This is a genomic window from Ramlibacter sp., assembly GCF_013697775.1.
Taxonomy (GTDB): Bacteria; Pseudomonadota; Gammaproteobacteria; order Burkholderiales; family Burkholderiaceae_C; genus Ramlibacter.
Genome location: NZ_JACCWG010000393.1, coordinates 1 through 22698, shown reverse-complemented (window position 1 = coordinate 22698; position 22698 = coordinate 1). Strand labels below are relative to the sequence as shown.

Below are 22698 nucleotides of genomic sequence, written 5' to 3'. Positions count from 1 at the left end.
CCTGACCATTTGCGAGGAGAACCCGCATGTCCGATGAGCTCGTCTTCTACACCAACCCCCAGTCGCGCGCCCGGGTTGTCCGCTGGATGCTGGAAGAGGTTGGCCAGCCCTACCGCACGGAGGTCCTGGCGTACGGCACGACCATGAAGGCGCCCGCGTACCTCGCCATCAATCCCATGGGCAAGGTCCCGGCCATTCGCCACGGCAGCACCGTGGTGACCGAAGGCGCCGCGATCTGCGCCTACCTGGCGGACGCGTTCCCGCAGGCCGGGCTGGCACCGCCACCCGGCAGCCCGCTGCGCGGCCCGTATTACCGCTGGCTGTTCTTCGCGGCGGCCCCGATGGAGTCGGCGATCACCAACCGCGCCCTGGGCTTCGAGGTCCCGCCGGAGCGCAAAGCCATGGCCGGCTACGGCAGCTACGACGACGTGATGAACACCCTGGAGAAGGCGGTCGGCCACGGCGGCTACGTGGCCGGCGACCAGTTCACCGCGGCCGACCTGTACCTGGGTGCCTACATCGCCTTCGCCCTGCAGTTCGGCACCATCGAGAAACGCCCGGCCTTCGAGCGTTATGCGCAGCTGGTTACCGCCCGCCCGGCGAACGCGCGGGCGCAGGAGATCGACAACGCGCTCATGGCGAAGCCGTAGGAACGGCAGGGTGGGTGAGTTGCTTCAGCCCGGCGTCCGGCGTTGCACAGAGGTGCGATGAACCGGACAGCCGCCCTCGCACCACGCGCCCGCTCGCCCGGAGCGGAGAACGGGCGCGCGGCGAACGGTGTTGAATCCGCGGCCGACCCGCTGCATGACAGTCCGCGCATGGCGGCGCAACGCCGCCAGCTGACGAGGGCCTTCGGTCCGCACGCGGTGGCGCAGCTGGGCAAGGAAGGCAAGGAAGGCTCTGGCCAGGGTGGCGAGCAGGCTCTTGTCTCCCGCGAAAGCGAGGAGCGCGCGCTCGTGGCGCAGCAGAACGCCGTGCAGAACCAGCAGCTGCTGGAGCAGGCGTTTTCCCAACTGCCCAAACGCGCGCAGCAGTACCTCGTGTGGCTGCAGTCGCAGCTTTCGGCACAGGAAGACAGTGGATCCGATGCGGGCGCACTGGTCGCCCAGGGCGGGCGCAGCCCGGTGCTGCAGGTGCTCGGCATGGACCCTTCACTCTTCGCGACGGTGCTGGTGGGCCTGAAGGTGATGCCCGCGACCGAAGCGCTGCCCAGGACATTGACCGGCGTGCGGCAACTGTTCTTCTCGCTGGCCAGCGCGAAATACAGCCCGTCCGCCTCGCTGCCGCTGCTCGAAAGCGGCGAGCCGGTGCCGCTGGACATCGCGCACGGCGAGCAGCGCGGCGTGGAGCATGTGCAGAACAGCTGCTACGCGGCGAGCATCCTCAACCTGGTTGCTGCGGTGCCCGCCTACCGCCGGCTGTTCGACGTTCGCCTGAACCCGACGCGGCCCGACAGCGACGCGCGGGTGCTCCAGCGAACCATCGCGCCCCTGCTGCGCACGCTCGGCGGCAATGGGACCGTTGCCGCCGCCGACGTGACGCGCCTGTTGAACGTGCTCCAGCGGCTTGGCCTGCTGCATGGCGGGGAGGCCGCCGTCGCGGCGCAGCAGGACGCCAGCCAGGTGATGATGGGCATCCTGCAGCGCGTGCAGCCGCGGCGCGAGCAGCTGCTGACGGCGCACGGCGTCGAATACGACAACCCCGACGCGCAGAACCAGGATTCGGTCCGCGTGGAAAGCGAAGCCGTGCTGCAGCTAACCGCGGTCGGCCACCGCACGCTGGAGCAGGCACTGGCGGCCTACTTCGGCGGCGAGCGCCGCGCGGGAGGCGACGTGGCCAGCCCGCACACGACCAGAACGCGCGCGGTGTCCTTTCCTCCGGTGCTGTCCATCGGGATGCTGCGCCAGGGCGCCGGCGACCACATCGACATGCCGGAGGCGTTCCGCATTCCCGCAACCATCACGGGAAACGGGCAGCCCGGGCCGCGGTACCGGCTGCAGGCGTTCGTCGTGCGCAACACCTTCTCGCACCACAACGGCGGGCACTACGTGGCCGTGATGCGCGACGGGCAGGGCGGCTGGGCCGAATCGGACGACATGGGCAAGGGCAAGGACGGCGAGCCGGGCGTCATGAGCCCGCGCACGCGCGGCATCGACGTGAACACGCATGCGGTGGGCGATCACCCCGCGCCCGCCTACGCCCTGGCGACGCTCTACACCTATGTGCTGGATGGCGACCAGGGCGCCGATGCGCCGGACCGCGTGTCCTTTCCGGGGGCCATGCGCCTGGGCGAGGACGCCATCGCGCGATCGATCTTCGAATCGACCAACCCGAAGGACGTGGGCGAACGCGAGCGGCTCACGCGCAAGTTCCTCGCCAAGGGCGGCACCGAGTGGGAGGCCATCGACATCCTGCGCAGGGCCAGTAGCAACACGCTGCTGGCAGCCCTGTTCGAGCTGACCCTCATGGACGAGCGCCGCAAGGGAACGAAGGGCAAGCGCAAGGACGACGCCCAGCCCAAGGACGTCACCAAGAGCAAGTACTACGACGCCTTCCGAAGCATGTCGCCCGCCGACCTGCTCAACATGGCCAAGAGCCTGCCGGACAAGATCGAGCGCGGATGGGACGCGGGAGCCGAGCAGCTGGAGGTGGTGAACGCGCTGCTCAGGCAATACCAGGATGCGTTGCGGGGCGAGGACTACGGTCCTCTCTTCACCAAACAGAACAAGGCCGGCACGCGGCTGGAGATCCACGGCACCAGGAACATCACGAAGGCCGCGGCGAAGCTCGATGGCTGGATGGACGGCGTGAGCCGCGCCCTGCTGCGTTCGACCTTCATCGCCAGCCGCAAGCCGCCGCTGGTGATCCGCATCCTGCTGCGGCCCACCGTCACCAGCGACATCGCCTCGACGTACAGCGTGGGCAACCGGATCACCATCAACCTGGACGACTACCAGGTGACCGACTTCACCGTGGGGCAGTCGATCGGGCTGCTGGCGCACGAGATCGGCGTCCATTCGCTGGACAGCTCGACGCTGTCGGCGAAGGAGCTGCAAGACGAGGCGAAGGACAAGGACAGCAAGCAGACCGGGCAGCACCAGGGCGAGGCGTTCACCATCGCCGCCGATCCCAAGCTGAAAAAGCAGCAGGACGACCACCTCACCATCGGCCGCGGCATCCTCGGCCAGCTGAGCGCGCTGCCGCGCCTGAACATGTACGAGAGCACCTTGATCTCGCTGCTGGAGGCATTGCCAGAGGGGCGGGATCGGTGGGAAGCGGCGGCGGCCTATTGCATCGACATCGCGCGCATTCTGGTGAACAACGACGACCCGACAGAGATGATGGCGAGCAACCCGGTCTCCAAGCTATGGGGCGCCCGCAAGATCTCGGTGACCGCGGCGAATGAATGGGCGCGCATGCGGGCGAAGCATGCGGGGAACAAGGTGGTGACTTCTATCGAGATCAGTGCTTCACAGATCTTCAGCGCGCTGTTTACTTTGCTGAAAGTCTTGAATAAGGTCAAAGAGGAAGCGAGCAAGAAGAGGTAGCGGGCGCTATTGTGTTTGATCAGCTGAAAGATGTGTCGACACATAGGGCTTTCTTCTGGCCTTGGGCTAGCGGCAGGCAACTGAGGATCCGTGTTTCACGAATCGTCGCACAGTGCGAGTCCACCTCGGAGACGACGAGCAGTACTTGCGCGCGGGGCATATCAGTGTGCTCGTCAGCGTGCGAGCTTGGCGAAGAAGTCGTTGAAGATCGCATCGCGCTGCACCGCGTGACCCTCGCGCATCAGCGGTCGCTGGGCGGCCTGCACCCAGCGCAACGCGGCGTCCAGCCGAGGCGTACGCACCAGCGTGCTCGGAACCCACTCGGGCCGGATCAGCCAGGCCAGGCAGATCAAGTCCCAGATCACCCACGAATAGGGCTTGCTGGCGTCATGCCCGAGGATCGACCACAGCGGATTGTTCGAGAACAGCCCATGCAGGTAGTCGCCGATCACGCCTTGGCCCTTCACGTAGTGTTCGACTTCGACCGATGACAGCCGCAGTTGTGCGCCAACGTGGAAGCCTGGCAAGTACACCAGAGGCACACCGCTGTCGAGCAGGACTCGGCTGGCAGCAGCATCTTGTTCGAGGTTGAACGACGCGTTCACATGCGGCGCGCTCGATGGGTAGCCGCTCGTCCAGACGACAACGATTCGGTCGACGATATCCGGCGCGAGAAGCAGCGCACTCGCGATGTTGGTGACACATCCCAGCGCGACGACGTACAGCGGGTGCTGCGCGTCCGCTGTTCGAGCCAACGCAATGAGGTGATCGCATGCAGCACTGCGACGTGGTTCGCTGGGCGACTCCAAATACCCCGCGCTTCCGCGATAGACCCGACTCGACGATGGCAGCGACATCCGCTCGAACACCCGTTCGATCTCTTCGTAGCTGCGTTCCATGCCGACCTGCGGCGGATCGAATGGCCGAGCATCTGGCGGGGCTTTCGGCAATGACGCACGCCGGTGACTGAATGAGAACGGTGCTGCATGCACCGCATCTACCTGCAGCTCGGCGGGCGAGAGCAGCGCCCAGGCCAGCGCGAATTGGTCGTCGACCTCGTTCGCGGCGTCCGTGTCGATGACGATGCGAGTGCGACTGCCTTGCGCGGGCTCGCGTAGCCTCTCCATCGTCCACGCGTCGGAGTGCGTAGGGAACGCGGTCATGGATTCGTTCATGTCTTGTCTTTCTCGCCTCTGGCGTGATCCGCACCAAAGCCCGCAACGAACTGTCGGTCGATCCGATCTTTCCAGCGCCAGACCCAGGCGCCTCGCCACGACCAGCGACCCCATGCTGCAACGGCTTGCTGGTCGCCGGTGCTGATCAGATACAGCGCTCGTTGCTGAGGCGACCACGGCTGTGGCGGCTCGCCTTCGCACAAAGCGCGCAGGTTCTTTGCGAGCACCGGTCCTGCGCGGACGGCAAACACGCCCGACTTCGGCCGGGGATTCTCGTAGGCAGCCACGTCGCCTGCGGCAAGGATGTGCGGATGCAGCGTTGCCTGCAACGTGCTTGCGACACGAATAAAGCCGCAGGCGTCGGTTGCCATGCCGGCGGTGCGAGGCCACGAAGGTGCGGCAGCGCCTGTGAGTGCGATGCATGCGTCGAACTCGACCGAAGCACCTTGCTCAAATTCAATTTGCTTGGGCGCGATGCGCATTGCGCGACGCTCGCCAATCCAGCGAATGCTGCGCTGTGCAAGCAGCCGCGCGAGATCAAGCCGAGCCCTTCCCGCGACGCCTTCGAGCGGGAGCGCGTCCGAGCCGATCAGCGTGATTCGCACGTGCGACCAGCCTTCGGTCAGCGCTCTGCGATGGATTGCCAAGGCCAGCTCGACACCCGCCGCGCCCGCACCGAGCACGGCCAATTCGAAGCTGTTGGATTGCGCCACGATGCGCTTCACCAAGACCGGCCACGCCGCCACGAATCCTTCGATCGGTCGAATGGGTAGCGCGTGTTCGAGCGCGCCCGGAAGGTTGCCCAGTGCAGGCTCCGGGCCCGTATCGATCGAAAGCAAATCGAAGTGCACTGTCGTCCCGTCGGTGCAGGCGACCGTATTCGCAGACAGGTTGAGACCGGTGCAGGCGGTGAGTGAAATCTCGATGCGCGCGCGCTTCGCCAGCGTATCGAGCGCGATCGCGCAATCGTCGATTGCATAGTGACCAGCGACCCAGCCCGGCAACATTCCGGAATAAATCTGACGTCGGAACGGTGTCACCAGAAGCACCTGCCAGCCCTCCAGCGGCCGCTCGGCCAAGTCCTTCAACACGGCAAGATGGGCATGGCCGCCGCCGAGCAAAACAAGCTGCTTCATGAAGTGGCGGCGAATCGAAGATCGCCGGGCCATGCATCGACTTTGTCAGAGGTGTTGTCGGTGTCTGCGCCGATGCCGACACCGCTGATGTGCGGCACGGGTCCCTCGAAAGCCTCGACCCAGTCCCGGCGGACATCGCGCGCATGAGGGCGCCACGTACCAGCGTCGCCGTCCTTGCTGTCGAGAACGACCATGCGAACCCGGTTGGTATAAGGATTCCAGCCGGCCGCGCCCGCAGCTTGCGCATGGCCCCACACGTAGCAAAAGGCAGCCGCCGGAATCTCCACGCCAGCCAGGGCGCGTGCCGTCCGAATACCCAACCGATCCTTGAACGAGAGGCGGTCGAGCGGCAGGCCGAAAAACACGTAAAGCCGGGCGGCATAGTCGTCGCCCTGCTTGACCCGCAAGTCCGAGCCGGCCAGCGAGCGCGACACCTTCCACTGCCACTGCAGCCAGGGCGTGCGGTCGGGGTCGACATCCAGACGCGTGATCCATGACGAGGCCGACGAGGCCGAGCGCACGTGCAGCACGCGCCGGTTGTCCTCCGCCTCGATCGCGTAGTCGTTGGCCCGCTTAACCTTGGGCAGGCGTTGGTGAATCCAGCCCGGCGCAACTATGTCACCGAGCGGTGCTGAAGAGATCATGGGTGAGTTTTCCGGGTTGGTTCGTTGAGGGTTCAAGCGACTGAATGCGCATCAGGTCTTCGGGCGTATCCACGTCCCATAACGGCGGCAGTTCACAAATCCGAAGGCCCAGCGATGCGGCCCGGTGGCGCGTTTCGTCCATGACGCTGGCGGTGCTCCATCTCATTCCGGCGAAGAGGCCAGGCTGCGGCCTGCGCAGGCCCACCAGCACATAGCCGCCGTCTTCAGCGGGGATGAACACCGCGTCGAACTCGCCGAGCGCATCGGCAGCTGTTTGAAGATGGTGCGCGTTGAGGCCGGGGCAATCCGTTCCCATGATCAATACCGCATGCTTGGGGTCAGTGAAGGAGGCGGCGGTTGCCGCGTGCAGCATCCGCTCTCCGAGGTCGCCATCGGGCTGGTCGTTGCAGCGGATATGGGTGGTGCGCTGCAACGCACGGAAAAATCGGTAACTGCGACTTGGGGCGCACCACAGCACCACGTCTCCGAGGTCCGCCTCGACGGCAACGCGCACCGCTGCCCGCGTGAAGGTCCTTTGCAGTCGAGCCGCGCCATACGCGCCGAGTGCCGGAATAAGGCGCGTCTTGGCATAACCGGCGATCGGTGCCTTGGCGAGAATGGCGATGTGTACACGCTTCGTCATCGGATCACAAGGAACGCGGGACGTATCCGTATTGGACGGCCAACGATGCTGGATCGGCGCCCAGAAAGTACGCGGCCCGAAGCCGCCACATGAGCAAGACGGTGCGCCAGACGCCGTGCCTTTCCCAGCGCCGCGCCGAGGTGATCACCCAGTCGCGCAGGCACACCGGTGGCGCGATCCGCTTGAGTCCGCGAGACAGGGCGATGTCTTCCATCAGCGGAATGTCGGGAAATCCGCCGGCAAGGTCGAACGCGTCGCGTCGCACGAACACTGCTTGGTCACCGGTTGCAATGCCGCTCCAGCGCGAGCGCCAGTTCATCATGCTTTCGATGCAGCGGAAGATGGGACGTTGGCTGTCAATGCGCACGTCGAAGCGACCCCAGATGGAACCGCCTTGCAGCGACTCCAGCACGAGCGTGTCGGCTTTGTCAGGGAGCGTGGTGTCGGCGTGCAGAAACAAAAGAACTCCCGCTGTGCAAGCCCTCGCGCCGGCGTTCATCTGGGCACCCCGACCGCGCGGCGCGACGAGCGCCACGTCGGCGTGCTTACGCGCAATCGCCAGCGTGTCATCAGCGCTGCCGCCATCGACCACCACCACACTGGCGCCGCGCTGACGCAGCGGCTCCAGCGCCAGCAGTCGCTGGGCAAGCGTCGCGGCTTCATCGAGGACCGGAATGACGATGGCCAGCGACGTGCTCACATCAACCACGTCGCCTCGCATGAAAGCGCCCGACCCAAGTCAGCAGTTTCTCGGGCCCGTGGGCGCGCTTCCAGTTGCCGGCCACGTACTTGTTGGCCTCGGCCATGGTGGGATAGATGTGGATCGTGCCGAGGATCTTGTTCAGGCCGATTCCATGCTTCATCGCCAGCACGTATTCGGCGATCAGGTCACCCGCATGTTCCCCGACGATGGTCACGCCGAGGATACGGTCCTTGCCGGGCACCGTGATAACCTTGACGAAGCCATGGGCCTCGCTGTCAGCTATGGCGCGATCAAGATCGTCGATGCCGTACACCGTGACTTCGTGCGGAATTTTCTTTTCGCGCGCCTCTTGTTCATTCAATCCGACCCGCGCGACCTCTGGCTCGACGAAGGTCGCCCACGGAATCACACGGTAGTCCGCGCGAAACTTCTTGAACGGATCGAACAGCGCATTCACCGCTGCATACCAAGCCTGATGCGATGCCGTGTGCGTGAATTGGTAAGGCCCCGCGACATCGCCAGCTGCATAAATATTCGGGAATGACGTCTGCAGGTAGTCGTTGACTTGCACCGTGCGCTCAGTGGTCACGCCCAGCTCCTTCAAGCCGTAGCCGTCCAGGTTGGCTTGGCGTCCGACAGCGATCAAGAGCGCATCGAAAGCAATACGCACCTCCTTGCCGTCGTGCAGCGCGACGAGGACTTTCTCGCCTTCAACTACCTCGATGCGGCTTGCCTCGTGCGCAAACCGCAGATCGATGCCTTCTTCGACGAATCGGCGGGTGACGAGGGCGGCGGCATCGTCGTCCTCTCGCGGCAAGATGCGTTCGCCTTTTTCGACCTGAGTGATTCGGCATCCGAGCCGTGCAAACGTCTGGGCCAGCTCGCAGCCGATCGGCCCGCCGCCGAGAACGACCATGCGGCCCGGGCGTTCACGCAATGCCCAGACGTTGTCTGAGGTGAGGTAGTTGATCTGATCGAGACCGGGTATTGGCGGCACCAACGGTCGGCCACCGGCCGCGATCACGATGCTTCGAGTCGTCAGCATCTGCTTGCTACCATCCGCATGCGCAATCTCCACTTCCCAAGGCGATGCGATGCGCGCCTCGCCCTGTACAACGTCGACGCCCAATGCGGTGTAACGCTCGATGGAATCGTGCGGCTCGATGTCTTGGATCACCCGCTGCACGCGCTCCATCACTTCGGCGAACTCGAAATCCGCGGTGGCAGACCGAATGCCGAATTCGTTCGAGCGCTTCACGTGCGACAGAAAACGCGCCGAACGGATCAATGCCTTCGACGGCACGCAGCCGGTGTTCAGGCAATCGCCGCCCATCTCGTTTTTCTCGACCAGCGTGACCTTGGCCCGCACGGTAGCTGCGATGTAGGCCGTGACCAGCCCGGCAGAACCCGCACCGATAACGACCAGGTTGCGATCGAACTTTTCCGGGCGTTGCCACTTCAAATAGATCTTGCGTGCCCGCACCACGTCGATCACCTTGCGTGCGATCAGCGGGAATAGGCCAAGAAGCACCAGCGAGCCCAGCACCCCAGGTGACACGACGCCAGAGAGCGAATCGATCCGCGCCAGCTGCGTTCCGGCATTCACGTACACGATCGTCCCGGCCAACATGCCGAGTTGGCTGACCCAGTAGAAGGTCAACGGCCGGATGTGCGTCAACCCCATCGCCAGGTTGATGACGAAGAACGGCACGACCGGCACCAGACGCAGCGTGAACAGATAAAAACCGCCGTCTTTCGCGACGCCTGCATTCAGCGCAGCCATGCGCTCGCCGAAGTGCGACTGCACCCAATCGCCGAGCAGCCATCGCGACGCCAGAAACGCGAGCGTGGCGCCAATGCTCGACGCAAACGAAATCAGCAAGGTGCCCCAACCCAGGCCGAAGATCGCGCCGCCGGCAAGCGTCAACACCGCAGCACCCGGCAGCGACAGTGCCGTGACCAGCACATAGGCAGCAAAGAAGATCAGCGCAGCTTGCAGAGGTTGCGCCGCACGCCATGCCTCCAACTGCGCCTGACTGCTCTTGATCGTAGACAGCCTCAGGTATTGCCCGAGGTCCAGCACGAAGAATGCGATGATGGCGAATGCGAGGGCGGCGACTGCCCACCAGCGTTTGTCTATCTGAAGTTTCATGATCATCAGCTTAGACGCGAAATCAACCTCGCTCTTACATCGGTGCGCTTGGCCTTGTAAGAATGAGGTGCGCGCGCCGTCTAATCGACATCGCACTCTTCCATCAACATTTCACGACATGCTCCAACGCCGCAATTTCACGTTACTTGCCACTGCTGTGCTTGCCTCGCCATGGGTGAGGGCGCAATCGCCCGGCGCCTGGGAATCGGTTCTGGCCAAGGCGCGCGGCCAGACGGTTTACTGGAATGCCTGGGCGGGTGACGAGACAACCAACGCCTTCATTGCCTGGGTCGGGGAGCAGGTCAAGTTACGCCATGGCGTGACCGTCGTCCATACGCGCCTGAGGGACACGTCCGAGGCCGTGACGCGGGTCATCGCAGAGAAATCCGCCGGTCGCAATGAGGGCGGCACAGTCGATCTCATCTGGATCAATGGACCGAACTTTTTCGCCATGAAGCGGCAGGGCCTGCTCTACGGCCCGGTCACCCAGACGCTGCCGAATTTCAAGTACGTGGACGTGACCCGCAAGCGGTCGAACCTGATTGACTTCACCACACCGGTCGACGGCATGGCTGTGCCCTGGAGCCTCGCCCAAATCGTCTTCGTCTACGACTCGGCGCGCCTCAGGAATCCAGCAGATATACCGCGGTCGGCGCCGGCCATGCTGGACTGGGCGCGGCGACATCCCGGACGGTTGACGCATCCAAAGGTCAGCAATTTCCTCGGCTCGACCTTCCTCAAGCAAGCGCTTGTCGACTTGATGGCTGATCCTGCGCTGCTGCAGGTGCCCGCCACGGACACGAGCTTTGTGCAGGTCACGACGCCGTTGTGGGCCTGGTATGACCAACTCAAGCCCACGCTGTGGCGACAAGGCCAGCAGTTTCCGGACAACGGTTCAGCGCAGCGCCAGTTGCTCAACGATGGCGAGATCGACATCACGCTCTCGTTTCACCCGGCCGAGGCCGCAGCATCGGTCAGTGCCGGCCTGCTCCCTGCGACCGTGCGCTCCTTTACCTTCAGCAAGGGAACGATCGGCAACACGAGCTTCGTGGCAATTCCGTACAACGCAGCGCATAAGGAAGGCGCGCTGGTGGTGGCCGACTTCCTTATTGGTCCCGAGGCGCAGGCCCGTGCGCAGGACACACGCTATCTCGGCAACCTGAACGTGCTCGACTTCTCCAAGCTGTCGGCGCTCGACCGCGCGCGGTTTGACCGTCTGACGCCGAGCGCCGCGCTGCCATCGGCCGCGGAACTGGGAGCACCGCTGCTCGAACCGCATGCTTCATGGATGACCCGCATCGAGGCCGAATGGCAGAAGCGCTACACGCGCTAACAGCATCGGCCGGCACGGCGACGAGCGGCCCGAGTCGGCTGCTGCAGCTGGCACCCGTGCTGACGGTCGCGGCCTTTGCCGCGCCGATTGCCTGCGGCCTGATCGGCACCATGATGCCTGCCTTCGGCTGGCTCCCTGCGATCGGCGGTGATCGCTGGAGCCTGGACCCCTGGCGCGCCCTGTTCGACGCGCCGGGTTTCGCAACCAGTCTGCGTCTGACTTTGGTCGTCGGCTGGACCTCGACGTTGATCTCGGTGCTGCTGGCGCTGGCCGTGGCCGGCTTTCTGCATCACCGCGCAAGCGCGAAGCGACTCGGAACCATCCTTGCCCCTTTGCTGGCGATGCCGCATTCGGCACTCGCGATCGGTTTCGCTTTTCTGATCCTGCCTTCGGGCTGGCTGGTTCGCTGGGTTTCGCCGGGCCTGACTGGATGGTCGATTCCTCCGGACGTAAGCACTGTCGGCGATGCGTCCGGCTGGCCTTTGATTGCGGCGCTGGTAATGAAAGAGGCACCTTTCTTGTTGCTGATGATCTTCGGCGCGCTCAACCAGGTGCGTGCACCGGCGCAAATCGCGGTGGCACGCTCGATGGGGTATGGGCCGATGCTGGCCTGGTTCAAGGTGGTGCTGCCACAGGTTTATCCGCAGATTCGCCTGCCGATCTATGCCGTGCTGGCTTTCTCGCTGTCGGTGGTGGACGTGGCAATTGTTCTGGGACCGGGCAATCCACCGACGCTGGCAGTGCAGGCCGTCCGCTGGTTTGCCGACCCGAACACGGCGCGTTACTTCATTGCCGCCGCCGCGGCCACGCTGTTGCTGGGCGTGGTGTCAGCGAGCATCGGCGCCTGGTACGTGGGCGAGCGCCTTGCGCTGCCCCTGTTCCGTCGATGGGTCGAGCGCGGCGCGCGGGGCGGGGCAGCAGCGATCGCTGCCGGCGTCGGTACTGCGGCGGGTGGGGTCCTCGCGCTGCTCGCCGTGATTTCGATGCTGGGCATGCTGCTGTGGTCGGTCGCCGTGCCGTGGCGCTTTCCGCAAGCCTTCCCGCCGGGGCTCACGCTCGATACCTGGGTTCGGCAATCGGGTCAGCTCGCCGGACCCGCCTGGACGACGCTGCTGGTGGGAGTCGCGAGCACCGCCGTCGCGTTGGTGCTCACGCTGGCCTGTCTGGAGAACGAGTCGCGCACGGGTGGTTCGGCGGGTCGCCAGAAGCGTGCATTGTCGGCCAGCGTCTGGCTGCTCTACGTGCCGCTGCTCGTGCCGCAAATCGCATTCCTGTTCGGGCTGCAAGTGCTGTTGATCAGGCTGGGACTCGACGCCAACCATCTTGCCGTGATCTCGGCGCATCTGGTGTTCGTCCTGCCTTACCTTTTTCTGTCGCTTGCCGATCCGTGGCGCGCGTTCGACACGCAATATGCGCGAGCCGCCGCGAGCTTGGGTGCCTCGCCGTGGCGCATGTTCTTTCGCGTCAAGCTGCCCATCCTGCTGAAGCCTCTGCTCGTGGCGTGTGCTGTTGCTTTCGCGGTGAGCGCCGGGCAATACCTGCCAACCCTGTTTGCGGGTGCCGGGCGCGTCGCGACTTTGACCACCGAGGCTGTGACTCTTTCTGCCGGTGCCGACCGCAGAGTCATCGGTGCGTGGGCCGCATTGCAGGCGCTGTTCCCGTTGGTGGTTTACCTGCTGGCGGCCGTAGTGCCACGAATGTTGTACACCCATCGCAAAGGACTCGCATGAGCACACCGCAAGCGCTTGCGCTCCTGGCCGTTTCGATCCGTTTGCACGGCCGCGCCCTCATCGCGCCGCTCGATGCGGCCATAGCGCCGGGTGAGTGCCTGACGCTGATGGGTCCCAGCGGAAGTGGCAAATCGACGTTGCTGAACTACCTCGCCGGAACGCTGCCGAAGGTATTCGAAGCCAGCGGTCGTGTGAGCGTGGGGGACGTCGACCTCACGCTGCTGCCGCCCGAGCGGCGCGGCGTAGGCATCCTGTTCCAGGACGATCTGCTGTTTCCGCATTTATCGGTAGGAGGCAATCTGGCCTTCGCCATGCCGGCCGCAATACGCGCGTCGAATGAACGGCGAGACCGAGTCGATGCCGCGCTGAAGGAGTGCGGTCTCGACGGACTGGCCAATCGTGATCCAGCCACCTTGTCCGGCGGCCAGCGTGCGCGCGTGGCGCTCATGCGCACACTGCTTGCGCTGCCGCGCGTGCTGCTGCTGGACGAGCCCTTCAACAAACTCGACACGCGGCTGCGCAGCGACTTCCGTGAATTCGTGTTCAGTCACGCGCGCCAACATGGATTGCCCACCGTACTCGTCACCCACGACGAGGACGATGCGCAAGCTGCCGCTGGACGGGTGATCACGCTGGATGAACCATGAGCGCGCCGACGCAGAGTTCTGACAGCGCAGAGAGGGCACAGCAGGTGCACGCCGCGCTGGTGCATGAACACCCGAACCTTGCGGCGCACTTGCCGGAGCCGATGCTCGACAAAGGGCTCGCCCATTGGCACTTCCGGCTGCCCGGAACCGGTTGGATCGCGCGAGTGCCCAAGCAGAGCCAGATGGGTTTGGCGGCCGATGCGAACCTCGCCTATCAGTCCGCTTGCTTCACGCGCGCCGCGCCAAGTGGTCACGCGCCAAAGCTGTTGGGTTTGCTGTCGCCCTCTGCCGACTTGCCGCGCGGTGCGCTTCTGGTGGAAGAGATCGTCGGTAGACCCGCACGCCTTCCTGCGGATCTGAATGCCATCATGGACGCGCTGGCTGCGATCCACGCGCTGCCATTGCCAGCGGAGGGCGTTCGTCAGCCCTTGTGGGACCCTGCCAGTCCGATACAGGCATTGCTTGTCGAGATCGACGCCCAAGCCGCGCACTTGGATGCGGCCGGTCTTGCACACGCGAGTCGGGCAGGCATCGACGCGACGCTGGCACTTGTCCGCGCAGAAATCGCTTTAGCGCGCGCCACACCGAAGCGACTGATCGCGTTCGACGCGCATCCGGGTAATTTCCTCATTCGCGAAAATGGCGTGGCCGTCCTCGTTGACCTCGAAAAAGCCCGCTACGGTGTGCCGTCGCTGGACATCGCACACGCGACGCTGGTGACCTCCACCACCTGGGACCTGGAAAGTAGCGCCGTACTGAACGCTGCCGAGGTCATCGGGGCTTATCACCGCTGGACCTTGGCGCTCGGAGGCGCATCGGCAGGAGACGGGCGCGACTGGGTGCTCGCTCGCGCAGCGATGTGGCTTTGGTCCGTGACGTGGTGTGCCAAGTGGCGCGTTGTGTCGCACCAGCCGCGACAACCCTCTGCACATGGCGAGGATTGGTCGGACACCATGAGCGAACAGCAGCTCCACAGTCATGTGCGCGACCGAGTCGATGACTATCTATCGCCGCAGCGCGTGGCTTTCGTTATCGATGAGCTCGAAAATCTCGACCGGGCGTTTCGTGTCTGATGCTCGCGCGCCGCAACGACCGTCCTCACCACTTCAAAAGGCGCGGGCCCAGCGCGGCCCCGATGCCCGCAGCGATCGCAATGGCCGCGATATACCAAATTGCCATGAAGGGCAACGCTGTCTCGGGGCAATGAAAGGCATAGATGGCCGCTGCCGCTTCCCCGCTGAGCGCACCCGCATACGCGCCGGCCTGCGATAGTCGAGTGGGGGCGAGTTGGCGCAACGCAAGGAATGCCGCCACGAAGATCGGCCCCGACATCACCAGCACGCTCAAAATGCATGACCGCCAGCTCTCCCCCCACACCATCGAAGCGCGTTCCGCCTCTGGGGCATTGGCATACACAGCGATCGCAACGAGCCACAGCAGCAGGACAGGCAGGACGTTGGCCACTTCACCGGCACGCGCGCTGACACCGGGACGTGCAAGCCGGGCCAACGTGGCAAACGACGCGCACGCCAACACGAACGGAAACAGGACCTTCACCCAGAACATCGGCGACAACACCGCTTGAGACACATCTGGTCGGGCACCTATCGTCAAAAGCATTGTCGCGATCGACAGAGAAATGCCAAGCGACATGGCGACTGCGAGCTGTCTTGAAGCCGCACGTGTGCGAACGGGCGCGGTATCGGTCGCCAGAAGAGAAATCAGGTCGTCGGTTTTCATGAGTAGCTTCCTGCGCGCTTGCCGAGCGTCTTGAGACCGCGATGGATGCCCACCTTGACGGCCGACTCCGACATGCCCAGGAGGGCTGCCGCTTCCGTCACCGAGAGGCCCTTGAGCTTGACGTGCTCGATGGGCAGGCGTTGGCGATCAGGCAGGGTTGCAAGCAGCCCAGTGAGATCGCGGCGTGCGTCGCTGGCGTCGGTGCTGCTCTCTGCAAAAACTGCCAGCTCGTCGTCGAGCGGATCATGCAGCGCCTCGCGCCCGGACTTTGAGCGAAGCAGGTCGATCAACTTGTATCGGGCGATCGCATGCACCCATACCGTGAGCGGCTGATCGCTCTGGTAGGTGTGGCGTTTGTTGTGCACGGCGAGTAGGCATTCCTGAACAAGATCTTCGACATCATCTGGCCAGCCGAACAGACGTCTTCGCAAAAACGCGCGCAAATGGGCGCTGAGCTTTTGCAGGAAGGCCTGATATGCAGCAGTGTCGCCATCCATTCCGCGCACGAACAAGGCGTGAAGCTCTGCCTCGAGGTCGATCGCCCGGATTGATGGTGCTTCTGTAGTTCGCTGCATCGAGTACGGCGGTTACAGCCTACCCTTGAAATAAATTGAATTGGCGAATTATGCGGAGTGCTGTAACCGGCGACGCGCTTTGCGCGAACTACATTCGACCGCGCCGGTTGGCCGGTTGTCTATCTCAACCTTCGGAGTCAACACACCATGAATCGTTCCATCGCAATCACCGCCTTCACACTCTCCGCTCTTGCCGCCGGCGCAGCCATGGCTCAAGACACCAAGCCCATGGGCGACAAGATGATGGCCAGCATGGAGAAGTGCTACGGCGTGGCGCTCGCCGGCAAAAACGACTGCAAGGCAGGCGCTGGAACCACTTGCGCCGGCACCTCGAAGACCGACTATCAGGGCAATGCCTGGAAGAACGTTCCTGCCGGCACCTGCGCGACGATGAAGACGCCCAAGGGCACCGGATCGCTGACAGAAATGAAGTCCTGATCGGACGGCGGGCACCATGCATTCTCACACGCTTTCCGGAGTCGGCCTCAAGCCCGAGCACCACGAGGATGCGCTGGCTTGCCGATCGGAGGGCATGTGGTTCGAGGTACACGCCGAGAACTATCTGGTTGCCGGCGGCCCGCGGGTGCGCATGCTCGAAGCGATTCGCGCGACACACCCGCTTTCATTGCATGGCGTGTCGCTGTCTCTCGCGAGCGATGCGGCGCCTGACGCTGCACATCTCGAACGCCTGGGCGCGCTGGTTCAGCGGCTCGAGCCAGCGCTGGTGTCGGAGCATCTGGCGTGGTCAGCGTGGAACGGCATCAGCGTTCCTGATCTTCTTGCGTTCCCGCGAAGCAACGACGCGTTGCGTCGCATCGTGTCCAACATCGACCGCATGCAATCGGCACTGGGCCGCAAGGTGGCCATCGAAAACCCGTCTCACTATTTGCGCATCAATGGCCACGAGTGGGACGAGATCGGGTTCCTGAAGGAGATGGTTCGTCGCACCGGCTGCGGCTTGCTGCTCGATGTGAACAACGTGTACGTCTCATCGCGCAATCTCGGTTTCGATGCGTCCAGTTACCTGGATGATTTTCCCGCCGAGAGCGTCATGGAAATTCATCTCGCGGGGCACACTGTCGATCCCGCGCTGGGCGAATCGCTGCTGATCGACTCGCACGATGCGCCGATCGCGCCTGAGGTCTGGCGTCTGTACCGCCACCTCGTCGAGCGCATTGGCAGCCGACCCACGCTGATCGAGCGCGACGGCAATGTTCCTGCATTCGACACGCTGTTAAGTGAATGCCATTTGGCATCGACCGAACTGCGCCGTGTTGCGCGCGGTGTCGCGTGTGATGCCTCCGAAATTGCCGGGCAGCCGTCATGAGCGATTCGCTGGCCAGCTTCCAGTCGAGCGTCGTCAAATGCCTGTTCGATCCGGATGAAAATTCTGAATTGACGAGGCAGCCTGGCTTTGCCGTGTATCGCAATACGGTGATGAGCGGCTGTGTCGATGCGCTGCAAGCGAACTTCCCGAGTGTCGTTCGACTGGTAGGTTCCGGCTGGTTTCGCGCGACCGCCGCAACCTACGTTCGCGCACGGCCTCCAAGCGACGGACGAATGCTGATGTACGGTGCGTCGTTCGCAGACTTCCTGGCTGACTTCGAGTCCGCGCGCGATTTCGCGTATCTGCCTGGCGTCGCTACGCTCGACTGGCTTTGGATCGGAGCGCACACGGCCGAGGACGCGGTTGCCGTTGACAGCGCATGGCTTGCAACGCTTGCGCCGTACGAGCTCGGTGCTGTGCGTTTGCAACCCCATCCCGCCACACGCTGGCGCGTTTTCGAAGATTTGCCGGTCTATTCGATCTGGGCGCGCAATCGCGTCGAATGTGAATCCGCCGACGAGATCGTCTGGCGGGGCGAGGGCGCTTTGCTCACTCGGCCCACCGATGCAGTGATGTGGCAGGCCATCGAGCCATGCGGCGGCGCTTTTCTTGACGCATGTGCCGATGGATGCGGGCTTGCGGAGGCCGCCGGCGCTGCTCTGGAGGTTCACCCCGGCGCCGATATTGCGGCTCTGCTTTCGCAATTGCTGTCCGCCGGCGCATTGATCTGCCCGACCTCCATTGAAGAAAGACTCACATGAGCCCAACCACTTATGCCCCGACGCCTGTTGTAAAAGCCGAGGGCTTGCGCATGCGGTGGAATGCTGTCGCCGCCAACCTGTCGCGATGGATCGGACACGGCATGCTGGCGCTTGCCTGCCGCATCTCGGTCGCCTCGATCTTTTTTCTTTCGGGAAGGACCAAGGTCGATGGTTTTCTGACGATCACCGACAGCGCCTACGAACTGTTCCGAACCGAATACAAGCTGCCTTTCATTCCGCCCGAGATCGCCGCGCATCTGGCGGCATATGCAGAACATTTGTTCCCCGCGTTTCTTGTTCTGGGCCTCTTCACGAGGCTGTCCGCACTGGCGCTTCTGGGCATGACGCTGACCATCCAGCTCTTTGTCTATCCCGATGCATGGCCCACTCATTTGTCATGGGCAGCGTTGTTGCTCTATCTGATTGGTCGGGGCGCAGGGCCGGTGTCTATCGACAGGCTCATCAAGATCGACTAAAGCGTCGTGCTACCCGGTCGTCTCGGGCGTGCAACGGCGCAAGGTCCACCGGCTCGGCCGCGTCCAAGCCCCCGCCAAAGGCGCCCGCGGCATGTTCGAGCAGTTGCCGCTTCCATTCGGTGATCCGGTTGGGGCGCAGCTCGAAGTGCGTGGCCAGTTCGGCCAGCGTCTTGTCTTCGCGCAAGGCCGCCACGGCCTGTGACCAGCCCAGGTTCGGACCAGCTTCATGTCCAGAGCTCCACCTAACGCGCTGTTCAGATTTGCGAGGCCACTTCTGTCTGCTTCCGGCCAAAAGCAGAAGTACTCACCCAACCCGCAACGGCAATGCCGTCTTGTACCGCACCTGCTTCAACGCAAAACTAGACCGAATTTTTTCGACCCCCGGAATCGGCGACAGCTGCTCCAGGATGAACCGCTCCAGCGCCGCCACGTCCGGCAGCACCACGCGCACTAAATAGTCGCTCTCGCCGCTCATCAAGTAGCACTCCATCACCTCGTCGTGCTCGCTCACGCGGCGCTCGAATTCGGCCAGGGCTTCTTTCGACTGCGCCTTCAGGCTGATGCTGATGAACACGTTCAGGCCCAACCCCAGCGCCTTAGCGCTTGCAATCGCCACGTAGCGCTCGATCACGCCCGCGTCTTCCAGCGCCTTCACGCGCGCCAGGCAGGGCGAGGGGCTCAGGTGCACCCTGCGGGCCAGCGCCACGTTGGTCAGCGCGCCGTCCTGCTGCAGCTCGGCCAGGATGCGGAGATCGATGGTGTCTAGTTGCATGAAATGCTGCTTCCTTGGGGTTGCGCAAAATTTTATGCTGCTGGGCAGTCAGCATCAGATTCTTTCAAGAGCCCATACCGCGCCAATGTGTCTACAGTGGCAGGCATATGACGGACCACAGCATCACCCGCTACCTCACCGCCGAGTCCGGCGACGCCGATCCCGCGGAAACCGCCGAGTGGCGCGACGCCTTCCTGGCCCTGGTGGCCACGCACGGCCCGGCGCGGGCGCGCTTCATCCTGGACCAGCTGGCCGTGCTGGCACGCAGCCCGCACGTGGGCTGGTCGCCCGAGCTGGTCACGCCCTACGTCAACACCATTTCGGTGGAAAGCCAGCCGGTGTTCCCCGGCGACCTCGCCATCGAGGAAAAGCTTTGCTCGCTCATGCGCTGGAACGCGCTGGCCATGGTGGCGCGCGCCAACGCGGCCTATGGCGAGCTGGGCGGCCACATCGCCAGCTATGCCAGCGCGGCCGACCTGTTCGAAGTTGGCTTCAACCATTTCTTCCACGGCCGCAATGATTCGCACGGCGGCGACCTGGTGCTGTTCCAGCCGCACAGCGCGCCCGGCGTGTACTCGCGCGCCTTCCTGGAAGGGCGGCTGCAGGAAGCCGACCTCGCGCATTTCCGGCAGGAGATCAGCGGCGTGCGCGACGGCGCGCGCGGGCTCTCCAGCTATCCGCATCCGTGGCTGATGCCCGATTTCTGGCAGTTCCCCACCGGGTCCATGGGCATCGGGCCGATCAGCTCGATCTTCCACGCGCGCTTCATGCGCTACCTCACGCACCGCGGCCTGGTGAACTGCGAAGGCCGCAAGGTGTGGGGCGTGTTCGGCGACGGCGAGATGGACGAGCCCGAGAGCATGAGCGCGCTCACGCTGGCCTCGCGCGAGAAGCTGGACAACCTGGTGTGGGTGGTCAACTGCAACCTGCAGCGGCTGGACGGCCCGGTGCGCGGCAACGGCCGCATCGTCGACGAGCTGGAAAAGCTGTTCCGCGGCGCCGGCTGGAACACCATCAAGCTGCTGTGGGGCAGCGACTGGGACGGCCTGTTCGCGCGCGACACCACCGGCGCGCTGGCCAAGGCCTTCGCACACACGGTCGACGGGCAGATGCAGACCTTCGCCGCCAAGGACGGGCGCTTCAACCGCGAGACCTTCTTCGGCCAGAACGAGGAACTCAAGCGCCTGGCCCAGGGCATGACCGACGAGCAGATCGACCGGTTGAAGCGCGGCGGCCACGACCTGGTGAAGATCCACGCGGCCTACCAGGCGGCGGCCAACCACCGCGGCCAGCCCACCGTGATCTTCGCCCACACCAAGAAGGGCTACGGCATGGGCACGGCGGGCCAGGGCAAGATGGGCACGCACAGCCAGAAGAAGCTGGACGAGAACGCGCTCATCGAATACCGCAACCGCTTCAACCTGCCGCTGTCCGACGAACAGGCGCGCGACCTGAGCTTCTTCCGCCCCGCGGCCGACAGCCCGGAGATGCGCTACCTGCACGCGCGGCGCGAAAAGCTGGGCGGTTTCCTGCCGGCGCGCCAGACGCAGGCCGACACCGTGCCGGTGCCGCCGATCGCGTCGTACGCGCAGTTCGCCGTGGCCGCGGCGGGCAAGGAAATGTCCACCACCATGGCCTTCGTGCGGATGCTGGGCAACCTGCTGAAGGACAAGGAACTGGGCCCGCGCATCGTGCCCATCGTGGCGGACGAGGCGCGCACCTTCGGCATGGCCAACCTGTTCAAGCAGGTCGGCATCTACTCCAGCAGCGGCCAGAGCTACGAGCCCGAGGACATCGGCTCGGTGCTGTCGTACCGCGAGGCCATGGACGGCCAGATCCTGGAAGAGGGCATCAGCGAGGCCGGCGCCATCGCCAGCTGGACGGCCGCGGCCACCAGCTACAGCGTGCACGGCTTCGCCATGCTGCCGTTCTACATCTACTACTCCATGTTCGGCTTCCAGCGCGTGGGTGACGCCATTTGGGCCGCCGCCGACCAGCGCGCGCGCGGCTTCCTGATTGGCGCCACCTCGGGCCGCACCACGCTGGGCGGCGAGGGCCTGCAGCACCAGGACGGCACCAGCCACGTGGCGGCTTCGATGATTCCCAACTGCAAGGCCTACGACCCGGCCTATGCAGGCGAGCTGGCCGTGATCGTGGACCACGGCATGCGCGAGATGCTGGTGGAGCAGCGCGACGTCTTCTACTACGTCACGGCCATGAACGAGAACTACGCCCAGCCGGACTTGCCGGCCGGCGTGGAGGCCGACCTCATCCGTGGCTGCTACCGCTTCGCGCGCTTCGGGCCCGAAGGCCAGCCGCGCCTGACCTTGATGGGTTCGGGCGCGATCCTCACCGAAGTGGTGAAGGCCGCGCAGCAGCTGGCCGAAGAAGGCATCGCCAGCGAAGTGTTCAGCGTCACCAGCTGGAGCGAGCTGGCGCGCGACGGCCTGGCCTGCGAGAAGCGCATGCTGGCCGGCGAGGAAGCGGGCACGCCGTTCATTGCCGCGCAGCTGGGCGCCGCAGGCGGCCCGGTGATCGCCGCCACCGACTACGTGCGCGCCGTGCCGGAGAGCGTGCGCGCCTACCTGCCGCCGGGCCGGCGCTACCTCACGCTGGGCACCGACGGCTTCGGGCGCAGCGACACGCGGGTGATGCTGCGGGACTTCTTCGGGGTGGATGCGGCGCACATCGTGCGCGCCGCGAAGCTCGCGCTGGCCTGACATCCTGCCCTCAGTCAAGCTCAGCAACAAACCCGACGAAATTTTTTTCGCGCATCGTCCCCCGGCACGGCGCGCTTTGCGCAGAATCGAACCTCCACAGTTGGTATCACAAGGAGACTCTTCATGCGCCGTTTCTCAAAGTTGCTCATTGCTCTGGCCGCCGTCCTGGGAGCAGCCGCCGCTCCCGCCCAGACGCTCGTTTCCACATCCACCTACGCCGACCTGCTCTGGTCGTTCTCCACCACCCAGAACGGCTTCACCGGCTGCTCGCAGCTGCAGCTGGACGCCACCGGCGCCATTTCGCGCAGCGACAACTACGCCATGTACGGCCAGCTGTCCTGTCCCAGCCTGGGCGGCACCTACGGGGTCGACGGCAGCGCCTATTTCAACGCCGCGGGCAACTTCAACATGACGCTCGATTTCGGCGTGGCCTACAAGCTGGTGTGCAACAACCTCAATGGTGGCACGCTGAGCGGCAGCTGCATCATCTACAACGGCTCGGGCACCCAGACCGGAACCGCCTTCATCTCCTTCCTGTGAGGCTGCCGCTCGCGGTCGGCATCGGCGGCACGCTGCTGGCCGGAGTGACCGCGGTGCTGCTGTGGCCCGACACGCC

22 protein-coding genes are annotated in these 22698 nt (G+C 64.5%); 12 read left to right on the top strand and 10 right to left on the bottom strand.

Annotated elements, in window-relative coordinates:
- Window positions 1–26: 26 nt before the first annotated feature.
- Both H0U68_RS20140 and H0U68_RS20135 read left to right on the top strand, forming a co-directional pair.
- Complete coding sequence (locus tag H0U68_RS20140; RefSeq protein WP_296358685.1) at window positions 27–650, top strand: glutathione S-transferase family protein; 624 nt, start codon at window positions 27–29, stop codon at window positions 648–650.
- A 168-nt stretch (window positions 651–818) separates the two neighbouring features.
- A complete protein-coding gene (locus H0U68_RS20135; protein WP_296358684.1) occupies window positions 819–3548 on the top strand; it encodes a ubiquitin carboxyl-terminal hydrolase family protein in 2730 nt (909 codons plus the stop codon).
- Between the two features lie 173 nt (window positions 3549–3721).
- Here H0U68_RS20135 and H0U68_RS20130 read toward each other — a convergent pair whose 3' ends face one another.
- The 6 genes from H0U68_RS20130 to H0U68_RS20105 are packed head-to-tail and all read right to left on the bottom strand — an operon-like array spanning window position 3722 to window position 10001.
- Window positions 3722–4723, bottom strand: a complete 1002-nt coding sequence (locus tag H0U68_RS20130) for a nucleoside hydrolase (protein WP_296358683.1) — start codon at window positions 4721–4723, stop codon at window positions 3722–3724.
- Entirely contained in the window at window positions 4720–5859 is a 1140-nt protein-coding gene (locus H0U68_RS20125; protein WP_296358682.1) for an FAD-dependent oxidoreductase, read from the bottom strand. The genes H0U68_RS20130 and H0U68_RS20125 overlap by 4 nt, the downstream gene beginning before the upstream one ends.
- Window positions 5856–6503 carry a DUF3047 domain-containing protein gene (locus H0U68_RS20120; protein WP_296358681.1) on the bottom strand — a complete coding sequence of 216 codons (648 nt, stop codon included), beginning with the start codon at window positions 6501–6503 and terminating at the stop codon, window positions 5856–5858. The genes H0U68_RS20125 and H0U68_RS20120 overlap by 4 nt, the downstream gene beginning before the upstream one ends.
- Window positions 6478–7146, bottom strand: coding sequence for a TIGR04282 family arsenosugar biosynthesis glycosyltransferase (locus tag H0U68_RS20115; RefSeq protein ID WP_296358680.1), 669 nt, complete (start codon window positions 7144–7146; stop codon window positions 6478–6480). The genes H0U68_RS20120 and H0U68_RS20115 overlap by 26 nt, the downstream gene beginning before the upstream one ends.
- Window positions 7147–7150: 4 nt before the next feature.
- Window positions 7151–7846, bottom strand: a complete 696-nt coding sequence (locus H0U68_RS20110; protein ID WP_296358679.1) for a TIGR04283 family arsenosugar biosynthesis glycosyltransferase — start codon at window positions 7844–7846, stop codon at window positions 7151–7153.
- A gap of 1 nt (window position 7847) precedes the next feature.
- Window positions 7848–10001: a bifunctional TVP38/TMEM64 family protein/FAD-dependent oxidoreductase gene (locus H0U68_RS20105; protein WP_296358691.1), complete on the bottom strand. Its 2154-nt coding sequence runs from the start codon at window positions 9999–10001 to the stop codon at window positions 7848–7850.
- A gap of 118 nt (window positions 10002–10119) precedes the next feature.
- On the opposite strand from H0U68_RS20105, the gene H0U68_RS20100 reads away from it, so the two are divergent.
- Genes H0U68_RS20100 through H0U68_RS20085 form a run of 4 tightly spaced genes read left to right on the top strand, consistent with a single transcriptional unit; the run spans window position 10120 to window position 14784 of the window.
- Entirely contained in the window at window positions 10120–11334 is a 1215-nt protein-coding gene (locus tag H0U68_RS20100; RefSeq protein WP_296358678.1) for an ABC transporter substrate-binding protein, read from the top strand.
- On the top strand, window positions 11310–13064 hold the full coding sequence (locus H0U68_RS20095; RefSeq protein ID WP_296358677.1) for an ABC transporter permease subunit: 1755 nt from the start codon (window positions 11310–11312) through the stop codon (window positions 13062–13064). The genes H0U68_RS20100 and H0U68_RS20095 overlap by 25 nt, the downstream gene beginning before the upstream one ends.
- On the top strand, window positions 13061–13711 hold the full coding sequence (locus H0U68_RS20090; protein ID WP_296358676.1) for an ATP-binding cassette domain-containing protein: 651 nt from the start codon (window positions 13061–13063) through the stop codon (window positions 13709–13711). The genes H0U68_RS20095 and H0U68_RS20090 overlap by 4 nt, the downstream gene beginning before the upstream one ends.
- The gene (locus H0U68_RS20085) at window positions 13708–14784 is read left to right on the top strand and encodes an aminoglycoside phosphotransferase family protein (protein ID WP_296358675.1); all 1077 of its coding nucleotides are present in this window, start codon (window positions 13708–13710) and stop codon (window positions 14782–14784) included. Before H0U68_RS20090 ends, H0U68_RS20085 begins: the two co-directional genes overlap by 4 nt.
- Window positions 14785–14809: 25 nt before the next feature.
- Here H0U68_RS20085 and H0U68_RS20080 read toward each other — a convergent pair whose 3' ends face one another.
- Both H0U68_RS20080 and H0U68_RS20075 read right to left on the bottom strand, forming a co-directional pair.
- Window positions 14810–15451 (bottom strand): DUF1109 domain-containing protein, encoded by a 642-nt coding sequence (locus tag H0U68_RS20080; protein ID WP_296358674.1) that lies wholly within the window; start codon window positions 15449–15451, stop codon window positions 14810–14812.
- Window positions 15448–16026 (bottom strand): sigma-70 family RNA polymerase sigma factor, encoded by a 579-nt coding sequence (locus tag H0U68_RS20075; RefSeq protein ID WP_296358673.1) that lies wholly within the window; start codon window positions 16024–16026, stop codon window positions 15448–15450. Before H0U68_RS20075 ends, H0U68_RS20080 begins: the two co-directional genes overlap by 4 nt.
- Window positions 16027–16173: 147 nt before the next feature.
- Here H0U68_RS20075 and H0U68_RS20070 point away from each other — a divergent pair, with 147 nt between their 5' ends.
- The 4 genes from H0U68_RS20070 to H0U68_RS20055 are packed head-to-tail and all read left to right on the top strand — an operon-like array spanning window position 16174 to window position 18590.
- Window positions 16174–16464: a DUF2282 domain-containing protein gene (locus H0U68_RS20070; protein ID WP_296358672.1), complete on the top strand. Its 291-nt coding sequence runs from the start codon at window positions 16174–16176 to the stop codon at window positions 16462–16464.
- Between the two features lie 16 nt (window positions 16465–16480).
- The gene (locus H0U68_RS20065) at window positions 16481–17353 is read left to right on the top strand and encodes a DUF692 domain-containing protein (RefSeq protein WP_296358671.1); all 873 of its coding nucleotides are present in this window, start codon (window positions 16481–16483) and stop codon (window positions 17351–17353) included.
- Entirely contained in the window at window positions 17350–18114 is a 765-nt protein-coding gene (locus H0U68_RS20060) for a DNA-binding domain-containing protein (RefSeq protein WP_296358670.1), read from the top strand. The genes H0U68_RS20065 and H0U68_RS20060 overlap by 4 nt, the downstream gene beginning before the upstream one ends.
- A gap of 50 nt (window positions 18115–18164) precedes the next feature.
- On the top strand, window positions 18165–18590 hold the full coding sequence (locus H0U68_RS20055; RefSeq protein WP_296358690.1) for a DoxX family protein: 426 nt from the start codon (window positions 18165–18167) through the stop codon (window positions 18588–18590).
- Here H0U68_RS20055 and H0U68_RS20050 read toward each other — a convergent pair.
- Window positions 18577–18774, bottom strand: a complete 198-nt coding sequence (locus H0U68_RS20050) for a hypothetical protein (RefSeq protein ID WP_296358695.1) — start codon at window positions 18772–18774, stop codon at window positions 18577–18579. The genes H0U68_RS20055 and H0U68_RS20050 overlap by 14 nt on opposite strands.
- A 120-nt stretch (window positions 18775–18894) precedes the next feature.
- A complete protein-coding gene (locus tag H0U68_RS20045) occupies window positions 18895–19362 on the bottom strand; it encodes an Lrp/AsnC family transcriptional regulator (protein WP_296358669.1) in 468 nt (155 codons plus the stop codon).
- A gap of 107 nt (window positions 19363–19469) precedes the next feature.
- Here H0U68_RS20045 and mdeB point away from each other — a divergent pair, with 107 nt between their 5' ends.
- Together mdeB and H0U68_RS20035 are read left to right on the top strand one after the other, a co-directional pair.
- On the top strand, window positions 19470–22082 hold the full coding sequence (gene mdeB / locus H0U68_RS20040) for an alpha-ketoglutarate dehydrogenase (protein WP_296358668.1): 2613 nt from the start codon (window positions 19470–19472) through the stop codon (window positions 22080–22082).
- Between the two features lie 123 nt (window positions 22083–22205).
- Window positions 22206–22622 carry a hypothetical protein gene (locus H0U68_RS20035; RefSeq protein WP_296358667.1) on the top strand — a complete coding sequence of 139 codons (417 nt, stop codon included), beginning with the start codon at window positions 22206–22208 and terminating at the stop codon, window positions 22620–22622.
- Window positions 22623–22698 lie beyond the last annotated feature (76 nt).

Coding starts and splice junctions, on each gene's coding strand:
- H0U68_RS20130 (WP_296358683.1), bottom strand. CDS start 4,723: ATGAACGAATCCATGACCGCGTTCCCTACGCACTCCGACGCGTGGACG.
- H0U68_RS20100 (WP_296358678.1), top strand. CDS start 10,120: ATGCTCCAACGCCGCAATTTCACGTTACTTGCCACTGCTGTGCTTGCC.
- H0U68_RS20065 (WP_296358671.1), top strand. CDS start 16,481: ATGCATTCTCACACGCTTTCCGGAGTCGGCCTCAAGCCCGAGCACCAC.
- H0U68_RS20085 (WP_296358675.1), top strand. CDS start 13,708: ATGAGCGCGCCGACGCAGAGTTCTGACAGCGCAGAGAGGGCACAGCAG.
- H0U68_RS20055 (WP_296358690.1), top strand. CDS start 18,165: ATGCGGTGGAATGCTGTCGCCGCCAACCTGTCGCGATGGATCGGACAC.
- H0U68_RS20120 (WP_296358681.1), bottom strand. CDS start 6,503: ATGATCTCTTCAGCACCGCTCGGTGACATAGTTGCGCCGGGCTGGATT.
- mdeB (WP_296358668.1), top strand. CDS start 19,470: ATGACGGACCACAGCATCACCCGCTACCTCACCGCCGAGTCCGGCGAC.
- H0U68_RS20125 (WP_296358682.1), bottom strand. CDS start 5,859: ATGAAGCAGCTTGTTTTGCTCGGCGGCGGCCATGCCCATCTTGCCGTG.
- H0U68_RS20075 (WP_296358673.1), bottom strand. CDS start 16,026: ATGCAGCGAACTACAGAAGCACCATCAATCCGGGCGATCGACCTCGAG.
- H0U68_RS20080 (WP_296358674.1), bottom strand. CDS start 15,451: ATGAAAACCGACGACCTGATTTCTCTTCTGGCGACCGATACCGCGCCC.
- H0U68_RS20045 (WP_296358669.1), bottom strand. CDS start 19,362: ATGCAACTAGACACCATCGATCTCCGCATCCTGGCCGAGCTGCAGCAG.
- H0U68_RS20105 (WP_296358691.1), bottom strand. CDS start 10,001: ATGAAACTTCAGATAGACAAACGCTGGTGGGCAGTCGCCGCCCTCGCA.
- H0U68_RS20095 (WP_296358677.1), top strand. CDS start 11,310: ATGGCAGAAGCGCTACACGCGCTAACAGCATCGGCCGGCACGGCGACG.
- H0U68_RS20035 (WP_296358667.1), top strand. CDS start 22,206: ATGCGCCGTTTCTCAAAGTTGCTCATTGCTCTGGCCGCCGTCCTGGGA.
- H0U68_RS20060 (WP_296358670.1), top strand. CDS start 17,350: ATGAGCGATTCGCTGGCCAGCTTCCAGTCGAGCGTCGTCAAATGCCTG.
- H0U68_RS20070 (WP_296358672.1), top strand. CDS start 16,174: ATGAATCGTTCCATCGCAATCACCGCCTTCACACTCTCCGCTCTTGCC.
- H0U68_RS20090 (WP_296358676.1), top strand. CDS start 13,061: ATGAGCACACCGCAAGCGCTTGCGCTCCTGGCCGTTTCGATCCGTTTG.
- H0U68_RS20135 (WP_296358684.1), top strand. CDS start 819: ATGGCGGCGCAACGCCGCCAGCTGACGAGGGCCTTCGGTCCGCACGCG.
- H0U68_RS20140 (WP_296358685.1), top strand. CDS start 27: ATGTCCGATGAGCTCGTCTTCTACACCAACCCCCAGTCGCGCGCCCGG.
- H0U68_RS20115 (WP_296358680.1), bottom strand. CDS start 7,146: ATGACGAAGCGTGTACACATCGCCATTCTCGCCAAGGCACCGATCGCC.